General features: G+C 48.5%; 15 protein-coding genes. 1 reads left to right on the plus strand and 14 read right to left on the minus strand.

What is annotated here, in order from left to right; genetic code table 11:
• From T456_RS0116365 to T456_RS23295, 9 genes are all read right to left on the minus strand, one after another.
• Window positions 1–1,509, minus strand: a complete 1,509-nt coding sequence (locus tag T456_RS0116365; protein WP_024867089.1) for a sugar ABC transporter ATP-binding protein — start codon at window positions 1,507–1,509, stop codon at window positions 1–3.
• Window positions 1,510–1,747: 238 nt separating this feature from the next.
• Window positions 1,748–2,737 carry an ABC transporter substrate-binding protein gene (locus T456_RS0116370; RefSeq protein ID WP_330369808.1) on the minus strand — a complete coding sequence of 330 codons (990 nt, stop codon included), beginning with the start codon at window positions 2,735–2,737 and terminating at the stop codon, window positions 1,748–1,750.
• 132 nt (window positions 2,738–2,869) lie between these two features.
• Complete coding sequence (locus T456_RS0116375; RefSeq protein ID WP_024867091.1) at window positions 2,870–4,207, minus strand: sensor histidine kinase; 1,338 nt, start codon at window positions 4,205–4,207, stop codon at window positions 2,870–2,872.
• Complete coding sequence (locus T456_RS0116380) at window positions 4,204–5,823, minus strand: response regulator transcription factor (protein ID WP_024867092.1); 1,620 nt, start codon at window positions 5,821–5,823, stop codon at window positions 4,204–4,206. The genes T456_RS0116375 and T456_RS0116380 overlap by 4 nt, the downstream gene beginning before the upstream one ends.
• Before the next feature lie 144 nt (window positions 5,824–5,967).
• A complete protein-coding gene (locus T456_RS0116385; protein ID WP_024867093.1) occupies window positions 5,968–6,525 on the minus strand; it encodes a VanZ family protein in 558 nt (185 codons plus the stop codon).
• A gap of 120 nt (window positions 6,526–6,645) precedes the next feature.
• Window positions 6,646–7,482: an HAD family hydrolase gene (locus T456_RS0116390; protein ID WP_024867094.1), complete on the minus strand. Its 837-nt coding sequence runs from the start codon at window positions 7,480–7,482 to the stop codon at window positions 6,646–6,648.
• A 261-nt stretch (window positions 7,483–7,743) separates the two neighbouring features.
• Window positions 7,744–9,648, minus strand: coding sequence for an alpha-amylase family glycosyl hydrolase (locus tag T456_RS0116395; RefSeq protein WP_024867095.1), 1,905 nt, complete (start codon window positions 9,646–9,648; stop codon window positions 7,744–7,746).
• Between the two features lie 234 nt (window positions 9,649–9,882).
• Window positions 9,883–10,191, minus strand: coding sequence for a hypothetical protein (locus tag T456_RS0116400; protein WP_024867096.1), 309 nt, complete (start codon window positions 10,189–10,191; stop codon window positions 9,883–9,885).
• Window positions 10,192–10,307: 116 nt separating this feature from the next.
• Window positions 10,308–10,505 (minus strand): hypothetical protein, encoded by a 198-nt coding sequence (locus T456_RS23295; RefSeq protein WP_155838121.1) that lies wholly within the window; start codon window positions 10,503–10,505, stop codon window positions 10,308–10,310.
• Window positions 10,506–10,508: 3 nt separating this feature from the next.
• On the opposite strand from T456_RS23295, the gene T456_RS23300 reads away from it, so the two are divergent.
• Window positions 10,509–10,742, plus strand: coding sequence for a hypothetical protein (locus tag T456_RS23300; protein ID WP_155838122.1), 234 nt, complete (start codon window positions 10,509–10,511; stop codon window positions 10,740–10,742).
• Between the two features lie 75 nt (window positions 10,743–10,817).
• Here T456_RS23300 and T456_RS20510 read toward each other — a convergent pair whose 3' ends face one another.
• From T456_RS20510 to T456_RS0116435, 5 genes are all read right to left on the minus strand, one after another.
• Window positions 10,818–11,516: an MgtC/SapB family protein gene (locus tag T456_RS20510; protein ID WP_024867099.1), complete on the minus strand. Its 699-nt coding sequence runs from the start codon at window positions 11,514–11,516 to the stop codon at window positions 10,818–10,820.
• A 59-nt stretch (window positions 11,517–11,575) separates the two neighbouring features.
• On the minus strand, window positions 11,576–12,637 hold the full coding sequence (locus T456_RS0116420; RefSeq protein ID WP_024867100.1) for an ABC transporter ATP-binding protein: 1,062 nt from the start codon (window positions 12,635–12,637) through the stop codon (window positions 11,576–11,578).
• 52 nt (window positions 12,638–12,689) lie between these two features.
• Entirely contained in the window at window positions 12,690–14,402 is a 1,713-nt protein-coding gene (locus tag T456_RS0116425) for an ABC transporter permease (protein ID WP_024867101.1), read from the minus strand.
• Between the two features lie 77 nt (window positions 14,403–14,479).
• Window positions 14,480–15,661, minus strand: coding sequence for an ABC transporter substrate-binding protein (locus T456_RS0116430; protein ID WP_024867102.1), 1,182 nt, complete (start codon window positions 15,659–15,661; stop codon window positions 14,480–14,482).
• A 162-nt stretch (window positions 15,662–15,823) separates the two neighbouring features.
• The gene (locus tag T456_RS0116435; RefSeq protein ID WP_024867103.1) at window positions 15,824–16,585 is read right to left on the minus strand and encodes a response regulator transcription factor; all 762 of its coding nucleotides are present in this window, start codon (window positions 16,583–16,585) and stop codon (window positions 15,824–15,826) included.
• Window positions 16,586–16,594 lie beyond the last annotated feature (9 nt).

Consider the following 16,594-nt stretch of genomic DNA (forward strand, 5'->3'; position numbering starts at 1 on the left):
TTATTCTCCTCCTGCGATAGTGCTCATGATCTTGTTCTGGGTTAAGTCTTCCCCTGACAATTCCCCTACAACTTTTCTATCGCGCATTACTACAAGTCTTGAGCAGGTCCTTAGCATCTCATCGGTCTCGGATGAAATGAAGGTCACGCTCATTCCCTGGGAAGCCAGCTCCAACACCAGCTTCTGGATATCTACCTTGGTTCCGACGTCTATACCTCTTGTGGGCTCATCAAGGATCAGATATTCGGGATGCATAAGAAGCCATCTTGCAAGGATAACCTTCTGCTGATTGCCTCCGGAAAGTGATTTGATGGGGGTATCAGCGGAAGCTGTCTTGATGTTAAGCTTCTTGATATATTCATCCGCAAAAGCATTTGCCTTGGCCTTGCTGAAGGGTTTGAAGAAACCGGTAAGCACCTGGAGTGCCAGGATGATGTTGTCCCTTACGGACAGATCTCCTATGATTCCGTCAACCTTTCTGTCCTCGGGAAGGTAGGCGATACCGTTCTTCATGGCGTCAACAGGCTTTGTTATCTTAACTTCCTTTCCATGGATCTTGACCTTGCCTCCAAGGACTCTGTCTGCACCGAAGATTGCTCTTACGCACTCGCTTCGGCCGGATCCGAGAAGTCCTGTGAAGCCGTTGACCTCACCCTTTTTGATGTAGAAGTCGAAGGGCTTTATGCCTGCGTCGGACTGCAGATCCTTTGCCTCGAAGACAACCTGTTCTGCGTCCTGTCCCTTGTAGCTCTCCTGCTCGCCCTTTATGTCTGAAAGGTCATCCATGTCCTTACCCAGCATCTTGGCAACCAGCTGGACTCTTGGAAGATCTTTGATCTCGTATTCACCGACCAGCTGTCCGTCACGAAGAACAGTGATCTTGTCACAAACCTCGTATACCTGATCGAGGAAGTGCGTTACAAATATGATTCCTACTCCTCTTGCTTTCAAATCTCTCATGAGACCGAAAAGCTTTTCAACCTCCTGCTCATCCAGCGAGGATGTGGGCTCATCCAGGATAAGAACCTTACAGTCCATATCCACTGCCCTTGCAATGGCTACCATCTGCTGAACGGCGATGGAGCAGTTTGACAGCTGCTGGTTAGCTCTGGCGGGAATATCCAGCTCCTTTAAAAGAACTTCCGCAGCCGCGTTCATCTTTTTCCAGTTGGTGATCTTCTCCTCGCCTCGGCCTATAAACATATTCTCTGCAACCGTAAGATTGGGGCAGAGTGTGATTTCCTGATAAACCGTGCTTATTCCGTTTTTCTGGGCATCCTGAGGTGAATGGATCTGGACTTCCCCTTTGCCCTCCATTTCAATGGTGCCTTCGTCCTTGGAATAAACGCCGGTGAGTACCTTAATAAGCGTTGATTTGCCCGCTCCGTTCTCCCCCATCAGCGCATGGATCTCGCCCTTGTTCAGGGTGAAGTCCACATTCTGAAGGGCATGGACACCGGGAAAGGACTTATCGATGCCGCGCATCTTCAGCACTGTATTTTCACTCATAGTGCGTTCCTCTCAATTCTTTTAAAAAAGGCGCAGCAGACCGGCCGCTGCGCCTTCCTTGGTAAGTGTAAGTATACGTGTTATCGTGATATACGGATTGCTCCGCTTACGCTCTCGCAATCCTACATACATTCGGAATCCGCACTTCCGTGCTACTTCCTCATGTATGTTCGCATCCCGAGGTCATAATGACATTTGTGCAAGCACATGTCATTATGACTTCTGTCTGCTATATCACTTAGATGCCGTAATTATCAACATCATCCTGAGTAATTGTTGTAGCGTCGAAGCCCTTCTCATCCATGATGATGGTCTTCTCAGGTGTCTCACCCTTCTCAAGCTTCTTGATGATGTCGTCAATGTAGCTTGCCTGGAAAGGATTGCACTGTCCGTCATAGTTCCAGTTCTGAGCAAGGAGCTCTTCAAGTGCCCACTTGTTGCAGTCGAAGCCCATAACAACAACGTCTTTGCCAACACCGTGTGAGATGCCTGCTGCGTCGAGAGCTGCTACAGCACCCTTAGCCATATCGTCGTTCTCAGCGTAGATTACGTTGAAAGGTGTGCCTGCGTCGATAACTGACTGAACGATCTGCTGTGCCTTCTCTGCGTTCCACTCAGCTGTCTGCTGAACAACGATGTTCCAATTTGACTCTGCAGCAACCTTGGTATCAAGAGCGCCGGATCTTCCCTGCTGAGCAGCTGAACCCATAACACCCTGGATGTGGATTACGTTGTACTCGGGGAGGTTCTGGCTTGCAAGCCAGTCAACAGCTGTCTGTCCCTCTTTAGCCATATCGGAAACGATAGAAGCCTCATAGAGTGAAGGATCAGCATCGATTGTACGGTCGAAAAGGATAACCTTTACGCCTGCTGCCTGTGCATCCTGAAGAACTGAATCCCAGCCTGCTGTGTCAGCTGCGGAAAGAAGAAGGTAATCAACTTCGTCCTGAATGAAGCCCTGAGCTGCCTGAATCTGCTCGTCGTTCTTCAAGCTGTAAGCGAACTGTGCGTCGTATCCGTTTTCCTTTGTGAATTTTGCCTTAAGATCAGCAACGTTAGCTGTACGATAACCGGACTCGTTGGGGTCGTTGTTGATGATACCAACTTTGATAAGTCCGCCCTCAGAAGCGGGAGCTGATGCTGTGCCTGATGACTGCTGAGCGCCGCCGCAAGCAACGAGGCCAAGAGTCATTGCAGATGCTAAAAGAACTGCCAATACTTTTTTCATGATATTTTTCCTCCTTGGAATTTGATGCAGGGACAATTCCCTGCTAATACCAATTCTAGAGGAAAGCCATAAAATCTCCATTAAATAAACAATGGAAAAATGTTGATTTTTTTATTTGATTTTAATTTTGTTTCAATTTTTTACGATTTCGGTTGAAATTTTCTTCTGAGGAAGTCTTATGGTAAGCGTAGTACCCTTCTCATATGCAGAGTCTATGCTTATTCCGTACTCCTCACCAAACTCAAGACGGATTCTCTCATTGACGTTGTAAAGGCCGTAGATCTTGCCGGAATCGGGATCCTGGTCCGTAAGTCCCCTTCTGACCTGAGAGAGCCTCTCCTCATCCATACCGATGCCGTCATCTGTGACTTTTATGATGTAATCGTCTTCTCCAAGCTCACCGGTCACACTGATCTTTCCTCCGCCGCGCCGGTTCTTTATCCCGTGATAAAGAGCATTCTCCACCAGGGGCTGAATGGTGATCTTGGGGATCAGATAATTGTGAAGCTCCTGCGGAACATTGATCTCGTAACTTAAAATATCCTGATATCTTATCTGCTGGATCTCCAGGTAACTTCTTACATGCTGCAATTCCTCACGGATAGTCACCATCTCTTTTCCCTTATTAAGAGAGGTCCTGAAAAACTCCGACAAAGAGCCCACCATCTTCACGACCTGCTTCTGGTTGCCGGCCTCTGCGGACCATACAATGGCATCAAGGGTGTTGTAGAGGAAGTGCGGGTTTATCTGGGCCTGCAAAAGCTCAAACTCCGCCTTTCGAAGCTGCTTCTGCTCCGCGGTAACCTGCTCCTCGATGGGGCGGGTGATCCACAGCGGTCCTATCAGAGAAACCACCACGATTCCCACAACAATGAAAGCCAGGATTCCCACGGAAATCTTGATGGTGTCCAGGTAGAGCTCACGGCTCCTTATCTGGGCGCTCTGGATCTGGCGGTTCTCATAGTAAATATATTCGTTGATGGTCTCCTGCAAAAGAGCCGTCACTATCTGGACGTCGTTCTCCCAGATCTGCATGTTGTTCTCATAGCGGTCGTCGTAGCTTAAGTTTTCCTTGATGTTGTCAATGTACCCCTCAAGGTTGTTGAGGTACTTCTCAGCACTGGCCAGTCTCTTCTTGTTGGCCTCGGTGTCTGTGTAATCCTTAAGGCCGTCCACGACTTTCCGGGCATCACTCAAAAGCCCCGGAAGCGCCGATTCCTCCGGAGATACATTTCCCACGATCAACAGGTATGTCTCATAGTCAAAGTCGTTTTTGAAATCCAGACTGAATTCCGAGGCCACCACAACGGAGTTGAGCATCTCGTTGTATCTCTCATTGGTGACCCACAGGTTGTAGAAGGCGTAGACCATGAATACGATGTTGGGCAAAAGAAGTATCAGATAAGAGATTCTGATCTGGGTAGCCAGACGGGATTTATTCTTTTTTCCTATCTCCCGCTGTGAGTTCATTCAGTGCCCTCCCCGGCTGAGCCGGCTCTGTACTGGGTTGTGGTCATGCCCTGTGTCTTTTTGAAAAGGTATGAGAAATAGTGGGGATCCTTGTAACCCACCAGCATTCCTATCTCATTGCTCTTCTTGGAGGTGGTAAGAAGCAGCTCTTTTGCCTTATCCAGCCTGTAGTCCGTAAGATACTTGATAAAGGTCTGCCCCGTAGCCTGCCTGAATACTGCACTGAGGTGATTGGGCGAGAAATTAACATGAGCCGCAAGGGTATTAAGCGACAGCTCCTCTTCGCTGTAATGGGCATCAATGTAGGCCATGACCTGAGATACCACATCACGATACCTGCCTTTTGAATTCTCCTGACGAAGATCCAATGCTGTGCTGATAAGGTCCACCAGATAGTCATAGGTATTCTTCTCGTCCGCAAGGAGCTCCGCTGCAGGGATTCTGGCCTGGGTGTCCGCTCTTGAGAGCCCCAGGTCATTCTCTATAAAGTCTGCCACGCAGAAATATATGTCCATTGAAATGTACTGCCGAAGCATAGTGGATCTGATGGCATTTTTGCCCATTCCTTCCAGAAACTCATCAAGGAAAAACTCCACCTCAGAGGGCTCGCCTCTTCTAAGGAACTCTTTTACCAGCCTTCTGTCTATGTGCCTTGGGTCAATCTCCGAAAGGATAACGTTCTCCTTCTGGGAATGAAGTCCCTCCTCGGAACCAAAGAGAAAATCGCTGTCCGAAGACAGATACTGGTGAGCAAATGCCCTGCTGGCCCACTCAAAGGACGTGGGAATATCGGTTATTCTCTCTACGCTCTGGCCAACGCCTCCGAAATACCTTATATTGGGATATTCGGAAAAGAGCTGTTTCAGTTCCTCTATGCAGCTCTTGATATTGTCAGCTACGGCCACTTCACCGTCGCCCTTGAAAAGGATGGCATTGCCCTCAAGGTTGAGCTCAAAAATCTCTGCCCCGTGCTTTGCTGCGATGTCTGCAATTCCTTCCTGTACCTTAAGAACACTGCCCGAAAATTCGTCGGCTTCATGCTTTAAGGACCAGACTTTCAGGATCACTATGTTGTAGCAAAGAGCTGAAAGGTCAACCGACAGCTCTTTTCCCTTCTCCAGAAGGTAAGGAAGGGTCCTGTCTCCGGTGACTAGGCTCTGAAAGAAATCCTGCCTCTCAAGCTCCGTGCGCTCCTTCATGTCTTCACGGTACTTGCGGGCAATCTCCTGCTCCTGCTTCCTCTCTTCGATTCTCCTTGCAACAACGCCGATTTCCTTAAGAAGGCTGTCGCCGCTGATGGGTTTGGAAAGATAGGACGCCACACCGATCTTGATGGCCTCCTTTGCATATTCAAAATCCTCATACCCGGTGAGGAGTATTATTTCGATTTCCGGAAATTCTGCCTTGATCATGCGGCTCAGAGTAAGCCCATCCATAAAAGGCATCTTGATGTCAGTGATCACGATATCCGGCATTTCCTTTCGGATCATGGAATAAGCCAGTTCCCCGTCTCCCGCTTCGCCGCAGAAGTTGTAGCCGTGAGCACTCCAGTCGATATTATTCTTGATTCCCTCGCGAACGACAAATTCGTCCTCCGCCAAAAAAACTTTAAGCATAACCCCAAATTACCTTTTCCCTTATAATCTCCAACCCGTTATCGTGATATATGTCTGCGTCTCAGGTCCAGCCCTCCGCCCTCAGGTGCGCTCCTTATCCCTGCTGCTCTTCCGCGCTTTATCCGCGTCTGTTCCTGCTATACTTTATACGCGGCCATCGCCTCGGCTGTTCTTCCTGCTGTTGGACAGCGGCCGGAAGATAGTCATGCGGCCTGTCCAGCCAACGATTCTTGTGATTATCACTCCCAGAATTACTCCGCAGCTGTCGATGATCACATCTTTTTTGCCGGGAGACCTTCCCGCCACAAAGGACTGATGGTATTCATCAAGACAGGCGTACGCTATGCAGAAACTTCCTGCCGTTATTACCAGCATAAATCCCCGTACTCCGTACACGTAGAGAGGAAATGCCACGCTCACCGCCAGCAGAAAGTACTCCGTAAAGTGTGCTGCTTTTCTGATGTAAAATTGCCCATGCTCCGACATCTGTGCTATTCTCTCCGGGGACCAGCCTCTGTCAAAGGTGTCGTTGGCGATACTGAGCACCTTCACGCCGACGTCGTAACTAAGCTGGCTGCTCTCCCCCGCCTCCTGGGCCGAAAACATGAATATGGCATACATCATGATCAGCGCAGGAAGGAATGACATGGGCTTAAGCACAAACCGAAGTGTCTGTTTAATATATTCCAAAAAGTATTTCATAATTATGTATCTTCCGCAGTCTTCTTAAATATCCATGATATTCTTAAAAGCCCTCGGTATTCTTAAAAATCCTCGGTATTCTTAAATGTCCACGTTCTGCTCACCCCTGCGCGAACACATTCAGGCATTCATGCTCTCAAAGACTTCGGTAAAATCTCCATTCTGAACCAATATGCCCTTAACGCCACAGCGCCGGGCAATTTCCATATCGCTTTTAATTTCGTTTCCTATCATAACACATTTTGTCTTATCAAGACCGTGTTTGTCCAGGAGCATCTGAAGGTAGCGCGGCTCCGGCTTCATGATAAGCTTGTCCGAAGAAATGAAAATATCGTCAAAGAAATGTGCAAGCCTGCAGGTGCCTATCTCCCTCTTTGTATAGGCACGCTGCGCGTTGGAAAGAAGGTAGACTTTTTTGCCATTTTCCTTGAGAGTTTTAAGCAGTCTGTGGGTATCAGGATAGTTACACATGTGGTAGGTGGAAGTCCTCCTGAAGAAAGTGCACAGCCTTGCGATGTGCTCCGGTGCCCTGTCGACAGGTTGATTGATCCCGAATAGGTGCTGGCGATGAGGGTAAGTGAATTTACTTACTGAACTGCCGGTTTTCTCTGCCGAGAGGCTATTTGAAGCGGTTGCGCGGCCACGGGCTTTTTTTGCATTGCTACCGGCGCTTTCAGGCGTGGCGGTGTTCCACAGCTTGCGCAGGATGTCGTCCCATACCCAGGAGATGCGGATCTCGGGGTAGTCGGACTTTGTGATTTCTTTTAATTCCTCCACGTATCCGGCGTAGGTTTGTGTATAGAGTTTGTAGAGCTCATCGCTTTTTATTCTTATATTGAAGTTATCTTTGAGGTACCGGCTCATCTGCTTCCACAGCTTTGGTTCATGCTCCTCTGTGTGGACATCGATGAGGGTTCCGTAAAGGTCAAAGATGTAATTGTCGTATTGATGATTCATGGATCTTCCCTTTTCAGTTGGCTATATATTCTTTATTTCTTTTCTCCGGAGAGCTATCCCCATGACAGTTTTCGCTATTTTTTGAGGTGAGTCTAAAATCTAGCGAAAAAAGGCATTTTTTCTCGCTAGATTTAGAGGTGATGCCCAAATCTAGCGAAAATCACTTGAAGTGTGTCGCATGAAGACTATTACTCGAGGTGCTTCACTCGAAGGCCATCTTTCTAAGACGGCCATTGCCTGAGGGCCACCGCATGAAGCCTATCACTTAAGCACCACGATTCCGTAGGCGGGAATGGTGATCACCTGATTCTCTATAGAAGCGCATGAATCAGAGGTCATGAGCTGATAGTCGATGGCGCCAAACTGAGCGCATCTTTCATCTGCAGAGATATCAATGGTCTGCTCTTCGCCTGAGGTATTGATGATCACAAGAAGCTGCAGCGGCCCGAAAGCTGAAATGTCTAAAGCAGATGCATCAGAAGTGTTTACAGCATCTCCCCCTGCTTCATTTCCGGTCTCAGCATCGTTTCCGCCATCAGCGCCTCCGGCCTCAGCGCCGTTTCCAACACCAGTGCTGCCGGCCTCTGCCAGGAATTTCGCAGCCTCTTCCTCCGATACGCTTCTTAGCATCACACACAGCTCTTTTCCCGAGAGGTCTTCCAATTCCTTGGTGGTGCCGCGGGCGATAACGGGATACATGTTTCTAAGCTTGATTGCTGACTTAAAGTAATTATAGATGGAAGCGGGATCTTCCTGCTGCTCATCAAGGGCGGGATATTTCATGGAGAAGCTGTCCATAGCCGTGGGGCCCTTGCACATGCCTTCGGCCTTCGGGTCGGAGGTCCACTGCATGGGAGCTCGTTTATTCTCGTCCTTGCCTGAGCCCTTCATGCCAAGCTCCTCGCCGTAGTATACAAAGGCGTTGCCACTCATGAGAAGGTTCAGGGCGCCGGCCAGCTTAATCTTGTCCTCGGTGCCTTTTCCGGTGAAATACCCGGCGGACCTGGCCATGTCATGGTTGGTGTAAAAAGGCGCATCAACGGCGTCTTCATTTATCTGGGAAAGAGTATGCTCGGTGACCATGAGGGAGGTTCCGAATTTCTCGGCGGGGGTAGTGCCTCTCGCAAGGCCTGCTATAAGCCCCTCACTTCCTGCATAGTCGAAGTCAAAAAAGCTGTCGACGCCGCTCTTGTAATACTTGGTGTATGTAGCTGAACTTGTCCAGGCTTCCCCGACGATGTAGACAGAAGGATTCAGCTCTTTTGCCGTGTCATTGATCCAGGTAAGGAATTCGGTGTTCTTGAGGTCCTCGCCGGTGTAGTAGGAAGTCACTGCATCAAGTCTGAAACCGTCAACTCCCCGATCAATCCAGAACTTAAGCACATCCTTAAGCTCCGCCCTTACAGAATCGCTGTCGAGGTTAAGATCCGGCATTCCCGACCAGAAGCGGGCTTCGTAGAAGTAAGCGGTGCCGGGAAGGGGCTCGTAGCCGTCCTTCTTCTCCGTGTCAAAGCTGTAATAATTGATGAACGGACACTGCTCCGCTGCCTCATCAAAGGTCAGCTCGGAATGATTCCTGAGAAATTCCGAAGCCTCGGTAAACCAGGGATGCTCTACGGATGTATGGTTGAAAACAGTGTCGATGATGACATTGACGCCTCTTTCGTGGCAGGCACTAATCAGGTTATCGAAATCCTCCAAAGTGCCATACTCAGGATCAATGTCCTTATAGTCTATAACGTCATACTTGTGATAAGTGGGGGATGGTGAAATGGGCATAAGCCAGATCTCGTTGCAGCCAAGGTCCGTGTCGGTGCTGTTATCCCCATCGTTGATGTAATCAAGCTTCTGTGTAAGTCCCTTCAGGTCGCCAATCCCATCCTTGTCGCTGTCGTAAAAAGAGTATACGAACACCTCATAGGTAGTGCGATATTTGTCATCAAGGATGTTGAGGGAAGGCGCGGCGTTCTTCTGCGCTGTCGAGCCATTTTGCGCGTTTTCCTGGACCGACAGGCCGCTCTGCGCATTTTCACTGTTCTCCTGCCCGGAGCCTGAAGAGACGGTGCCATCTATCTCCGGATTCTGCGTTGCCGCCTTCCCGCATCCTGCAATTAAGGTTGATGCGATCATCACTGATAAAAGTGCTGCCGATATTTCTTTTCTCAAAGTCTTGTCCCCGCTCTCTTTCATACTGTTTGCGTCACTATGATTATAGCGTTATTTATGTGGTTTGTGACGGTTCTATTTGCAAAAAAGGCATTTATTCGACACCGCCTGGCGCATAAAAAGCGGAGCACACCAAATCATCGCGCACAAAAACGGCGCGCACCCTGCCGGTGCACGCCGCGTATCGCAATCTTGCTTATTAACGACAACTTCTGCCAAATCCGCATCCTGAAATCAGCTATTGCTGCGATCCTCTTTCATGGTCTCCTGGCCGCTGTCGCGGATCATCTTGATGCCCTCAATGGCTACCTGATAGATCATGGCCATCTCCCGGGAGGCAGGATCTGTGTAGCTGCATTTTGATTTAAGGGTTTTGAAGTACTGCTCCGCCTTCTCGATTACAGGCTTAGTGATCATGATGCCGTCGCAGTAAAGTGTTCCCGTCTGGGCATCGTACCTTGACTCTGTGTACTTGGTCTGCGCAAAATCGCCGGCTCCCATCTTAGCCGCAAGCTGATTGATCAAATCTCCTCTGTCTGCCATAATCCGCCACCTCTTCGCCATAGTAATAGATCCACTTAATGGACTCATATATTATTATAACAATTCTTATGACAGATTTCATGATTTTTTCTCAGCTCACAGAGTCCGCTTTTTTCTCACAAAAGTTTCCCGATGTGGGGCCCGTCATACTCAATATCCAGCTCTTTTAATGCCTTCCACAAAGTCACATAATTGCTGGCGATCACCGGCCTGTGAAATGACTTCTCCGCAATATCTATCTGATCGATTATCCCGAGCCCGGTACAGCTCATGAATATCACATCAGTATCCTCTGTCACTGCCTCTTTTGCCAACTTATGAAGCTGATCGTAAGTGATATAGGAAATGGTGTGAACCGCCTCATCAGCGTATTCTTCGGCGCGGACATCACCACTGAGACTGCCGATCTTCTTGAGATTGTAAGCCAGGTTAACGAGAAGATCCAGATGCTAGCTACTTCGGCAAAAGACATATCGTCCTCCACGGAAACTCTTGCAGACACCATGGAGAAGGTAAGAGATGAAGTAGAAAATCTGGCAAACAGAGGATAATTTAATACGACCACTTCAAAGGGGACGATTCACTCACGGAATCGTCCCCTTTTATCTTTGTTACATTTATTTGTCTTATACTTCTTCTACGTAATTAACATATTCCTGCTCACTTATCATGTTGATCAGGCCGTTGTGATTGAGTTTCTTCCCAAAATCCAGGTCGATCATAAGGCCCGTATCCGAAGCCTGCAGTGTCTTTTCCTTGCTCTTGGTCATGCTGACCACAAGGAATCCCTGCTCTTCCATCCACTTGGTAAGCTTGGTCACGCCGTGACTCTTGCTGACTTCTATGTAGATGCTCATGTATCTGCTGTTCTGTTCAACATGGTTGCTGAACTGCATCAGAACAAGGTTCGAAAAAGCCACCAGAAGGAAACATACGATGCCTACAACCAGGTATCCCGCACCGATGGCCATTCCCATGCAGGATGTAACCCACAAGGTAGCCGCAGTGGAAAGTCCCTTGATCTGTTTCCTGCCGGTAACAAGAATTGTTCCGGCTCCCAGGAAACCGATACCGCTGACAACGCCTGCGGGGATACGGCTGACGTCTGCATTAAGCCCCGGCAGTATGGCAAGATATATGTTCAGGGCAGTTGCTACCGCAGATCCAAGGCTCACAAGCGCAAAGGTCTTGATTCCGGCGTTGTGGTGTCTTGCTATTCTCTCCCAGCCAACCACGCTTCCGAAAACAGTAGCCAGAAACAGTCTTATAGCCACCGCAATATCGCTGTTCCCCTGAAGAAACTCAAGTATAGTCGAAAAACTCATTAAGTGTACCTTCCATTTTTCATTTAATGCTAAGTATCGCTGCTACTTCTATTATACCATTACAGCGCATAAAGAGTGTTATCTTCAAAATTCAGGTAAACACTGTCCCCAACCTTGTAAATCTTCTTGTTCTTGGGGTTATATTCCTGAATCTTGATAAGGCTGTCACCGACCTTGATGCGATAATCCTGATAAGCTCCCATGAAGCAGGAGTAATCAACAGTTCCTTTGATGGCACCGGAGTCTGAAAGAGTTGCGCCCTCGGGACGAAGCACCACGTCGCACTCTGCGCCCACAGAGAGGTTACCCGTTGCACATTTAACAGATGTTCCGTCAACCTCAACCTGATCCTGACCTGTGACCTTTGCCTTAAGGAAATTGCACTCACCGATGAAGTCGGCAACAAACTTGCTGTTGGGATAGTAGTATGCTTCCTGAGGTGTAGCCACCTGCTCAACCACTCCCTGGTTCATGATGATGACCTTATCGGAGATTGCCATGGCCTCTGACTGATCATGGGTAACATAAACCGCTGTGATGCCGGCCTCCTGCTGTATTCTTCTGATCTCTGTTCTCATGGACACACGAAGCTTTGCATCCAGGTTTGAAAGAGGCTCATCAAACAAAAGCACGCCGGGCTCAATAACAAGGGCTCTTGCCAGGGCAACTCTCTGCTGCTGTCCGCCGGAGAGCTGGTTTGTCATACGGTTCTCCATTCCCTCAAGTCCCACCAGAGCAAGGATATCGGTAACCTTCTTCTTGATGGTCTCGGAATCCATCTTGCGAAGCTTAAGTCCGTAAGCCACGTTGTCAAAGATGTTGTAATGAGGAAGAAGTGCATAGCTCTGGAAAACCATGGCTGTATCTCTCTTATTGGGAGTCAGCGCATTTATGGGCTCTCCTCCAAGATAGATCTCGCCCTCGTCGGGAGACTCAAAGCCCGCGATCATTCGAAGTGTTGTTGTCTTGCCGCATCCTGAAGGGCCAAGGAGTGTAACGAAACTTCCGGGCTCAATCTCCAGGTTCTGATCCTTTACCGCATAGAAATCCTTTCCGGTTTTGGGATCCTTGTAAATCTTTGAAATATGTTCAAGGCGTACGCCCTTTTTCTCTTTTGCCATTTTATCCACCTATCTCGCATGTCAATGCGTAAACTTTAGTCTATGGTTCTTTTTACTCATCCAGGTTAACCCTGCGGCTGGTTCCAAAGTACTTCATCACCAGGTTCATCAGCAGCACCGAGCCGTAGGTGATCATGATCAGGATCGTCGCAAAGGCACAGGCGATGCCGTAGGAGCCTTTTTCTGCGAACTCATTGATCTGGACCGTGATCAGCAGGTACGAAGGTGTAACCAGCAGGATGATGGCACTGATGGCTGTAATACTGCGGACAAAAGAAGTAACGAAGCCGCTCAGGAAACTGTCCTTGATAAGAGGAAGCGTAACAGTCATGAACACTTTGAAACTGTCTGCGCCCATGTCATAGGCCGATTCCTCGATGCTCTTGTCAATCTGGCGAAGAGCTGAGATTCCGCTTCTGGTACCGGTGGGAAGGCTTCGAACAATGAACACGATAACCAGGATAGCACCGGTTCCGTAGAGCCACTGCAGGATTCCCGTGCCGAACAATCCGCCGGAGAAACCTCTGATATATCCGATACCCAGAACCGTTCCGGGAACAGCCATGGCCAGCATTGATACTGCTTCGATAAAGCCCTTGGCCTTAAACTTTTTCTTTACCACCAGATAAGAGATGATCATGGACAAAAGAGCCGTGATAGGCGATGCGATCAGTGACAGGATGAAGCTGTCCTTGAAGGCCTTAAGTCCCTTGTACTTGGTAAATACCTGGCCAAACCACTTGAAGGTCAGATGGAAATCGTAGCCCCAGGTCTTGAACATGGCGCCGAAGGGAACGCACACATACATCAGGATTACGAAGATGGCAAGAGCTGAGCACAGGATCGTGAGGGGCACCGTAACACTCTTATCGGTTATCAGCATACGCTCTCTTGATGCTTTGCCGGACAATGTAGCCGTACTCTTTGCCTCCAGATAATATTTCTGTACCACGAACATCAGAAGGGTTATGGCCAAAAGAACTACCGCCATCGCCGCAGCACCTTCCTTGTCGTAGGCACCGGTGATCTGCAGGTAGATCGTGGTTGCCAGTGTATCATAGGAGCCACCGATGATCATGGGGTTGGCGAAATCCGCAATGGACTCGATGAAGGTTACAAGGAATGCATTTCCAAGCCCCGGAAGAATCAGGGGAAATGTAACCGTCATGAAAACCTTGAATCTGGATGCTCCCATATCCCTTGCCGCTTCCTCCAGGGAGGGATCGATGTTCTTAAGAAGTCCCTTGAGCATCATGTAGCAGACAGGGAAAAATGTAAGGGTCTGGACTATTGCTATGCCCCAGAATCCATACACGCTGTTGTCATAGATGTGTAAAAGAAATCTCGTAATGATGCCTGCTTTTCCGAAAAGCATGATCATTGAAAGAGACAGAACAAAGGGAGGTGAGACTACAGGCAGCATGGATACCACCTTGAAAAGGCCTTCCATAAACTTTGTTCTGAGCTTTACGTAAACTTCAACGTAGGCAAACAAAAGACCAATGAGGGCTGATGCGATACCTACCAGAAATCCTACTTTTAGTGTATTGGTGATGGCACGCCTGAAATTGGCCATTGCCATAATTCTTTTGAAAATATCAAGTGTAAATCCGTCTTCCGAAATGAAGCTGTCCACCAGCAGTATTGCCAGCGGGTACAGGATAAAGATTGTAAGAAAAACAATCAAAAGAGCAATGGTTGTGACCATGATAGGATCAGCAAGGAGCTTTTTCCTGTCAAGGCTGGCACTTTGACTCTTTGCCATTTATGTATTCCTCCTGTCAAAATCTTAAAAGAAAGGGCGGATTGTTACATCCGCCCTATAAAAATTTTCTGCAAATTTTATTCAGTCTGGAAACGATCGTCTGCTGCGCTTCCGAGGGCTGTCATAACTTCCTCGACGTAAGTAGGTGTATTTGCCTTTGCATCTTCGAAGTCATACTTCATAACGTTCTCGGGATCAAGTCCGAACTCTGCTGCAACCTCAGGCTGCTTGGCATTGTCAAGAACCAGGAACTGATAGGAACCGTTCTGAGCTGCAAGCTCTACACACTCAGGGCTGAGAGCATACTCAATCCAAAGCTTAGCTGCATTCTCGTGTTTGCATCCCTTGAAGATAGCTGTTGCACCAACCTCGAAGGAAGTACCTGTTGAAGGGATGATAAGTCCGATGTTGCCATAACCGTTGTCAACGATCTGTGTGATACCGTCATGAAGGAAACCGATACCAACTACGCACTCACCTGTTCCAACGTTCTTGGAAGGGCCTGAGCCTGACTTTGTGTAAACTTCGATGTTCTTGTCAAGATCAACCAGATACTGAATACCTTCGTCATGACCGTACTTCTGGATCATTGTGTTGATAACAAGCTTAGCTGTTCCGGCTGTGTTGTAGTTTGAAAGCCATACAAGTCCCTTATACTTGGGATCAAGAAGATCCTGCCAGTCAGCGGGCTCTTCGATACCCATACGGGCGAGCTCATCCTTGTTAACCATGAATCCGAGGATTCCCTTGTAGATACCGTACCAGTATCCGTCTGCATCTCTGTACATATCACTGAGGAGGTGGCTTGCATTCTGTGCATCATATGCCTCAAGAAGTCCCTCACCTGCTGCTACGTTGTAGGGATCGGTTGTGCCGCCGAACCAGACGTCGCCTGAAGGATTGCCGTTCTCTTCCTCGATCTTACTCTGAACCTCACCTGTTGAAAGACGCTGATACTGAACCTTGATGCCATAGAGCTCTTCAAAGTGCTCGCAGGCTGCTGCCAGATATTCCTCTTCGCAGGAACCGTAAACAACCAGCTCTCCGTCAGCCTTTGCTGCCTCAATAAGTGCATCCATTCCGTCAGCCTCAGCTGCGGGTGCTTCCTCTGCCGCAGGTGCTTCTGCTGCAGGTGCTTCTGCCGCAGGTGCCTCAGCTGCAGGCGCTTCTGCCGCAGGAGCCTCAGTTGCTGCGCCTCCGCAACCAACAACGCTCAGGGCCATAAGTCCCGCCAATACCAATGCAAATTTCTTTTTCATATTCCTTCTCCTTTCCATTTCGGGTATTTGGATAATTTAATGATAAAAAATGTCCAATCCCCCAACTACCCAAATTCCTGTCATATTATCCAAAATTCTGAACACAAGAAAGCAGATATCAAAAATCCTGATATCTGCTCCTTTGTTATCCATATATAGCCATCACTTCACAAAGTCCGAGGGTGAGCGGCCTGTGTATTTTTTGAATACAGCACTGAAATATTTGTAGTCGGAAAAGCCTGTCATATCGGAGACCTCATAGACCTTGTAGGTTCCGGTCTCCAAAAGCTTTATGGCCTGCTGAACCCGGTATTTGTTAAGAAAGTCCAGGTATGTCTGGCCGGTTGCCTCCTTGAACTTGCGGGAAAGATAGCTTGCTGATACCCCAAGCTCTTCGGAGAAGGTCTCCATTCCGATCTTCTCGGCATATCTTTCCTTAGTGGCCGCAAGTACCTGCTGAACGTAGTCATTCTCCTTGTCGCTCTTAACAAAAAGCGTATCAAGGTCATCGGCAGTCTTCATCTTGTCCGTAAGCTGTCTTATTCGGTTGTCCTTCTCAATCTCCCTGGCCAGCTTCTCCACATGGCTTCGAAGCTCCGCCTCATCAACAGGCTTCATAAGGTACGCGGAAACTCCCAACTCAATGGCCTGCTTGGCATACTCAAAATCCGCATAGCTGGTCATGATGATAGCCTTAAAGTCAGCAAACTCCTGTCCTTTTCGTATCATCTCTATTCCGTCACAGATGGGCATCATAATATCTGCCAGCACAATATCGGGCTGCAGCTCTTTGATCTTCTCAATGCCCTCCCTGCCGTTGGCAGCTTCTCCTGCAATGGTGCATCCCATGCCTACCCAGTCCATGGTATATGCAATTCCCTTGCGGATGATGTCCTCATCCTCCACTATCAAAACCCTGTACATAAGTCTCCC

The organism is Butyrivibrio sp. FCS014 (assembly GCF_000526935.1).
Taxonomy (GTDB): Bacteria; Bacillota; Clostridia; order Lachnospirales; family Lachnospiraceae; genus Butyrivibrio.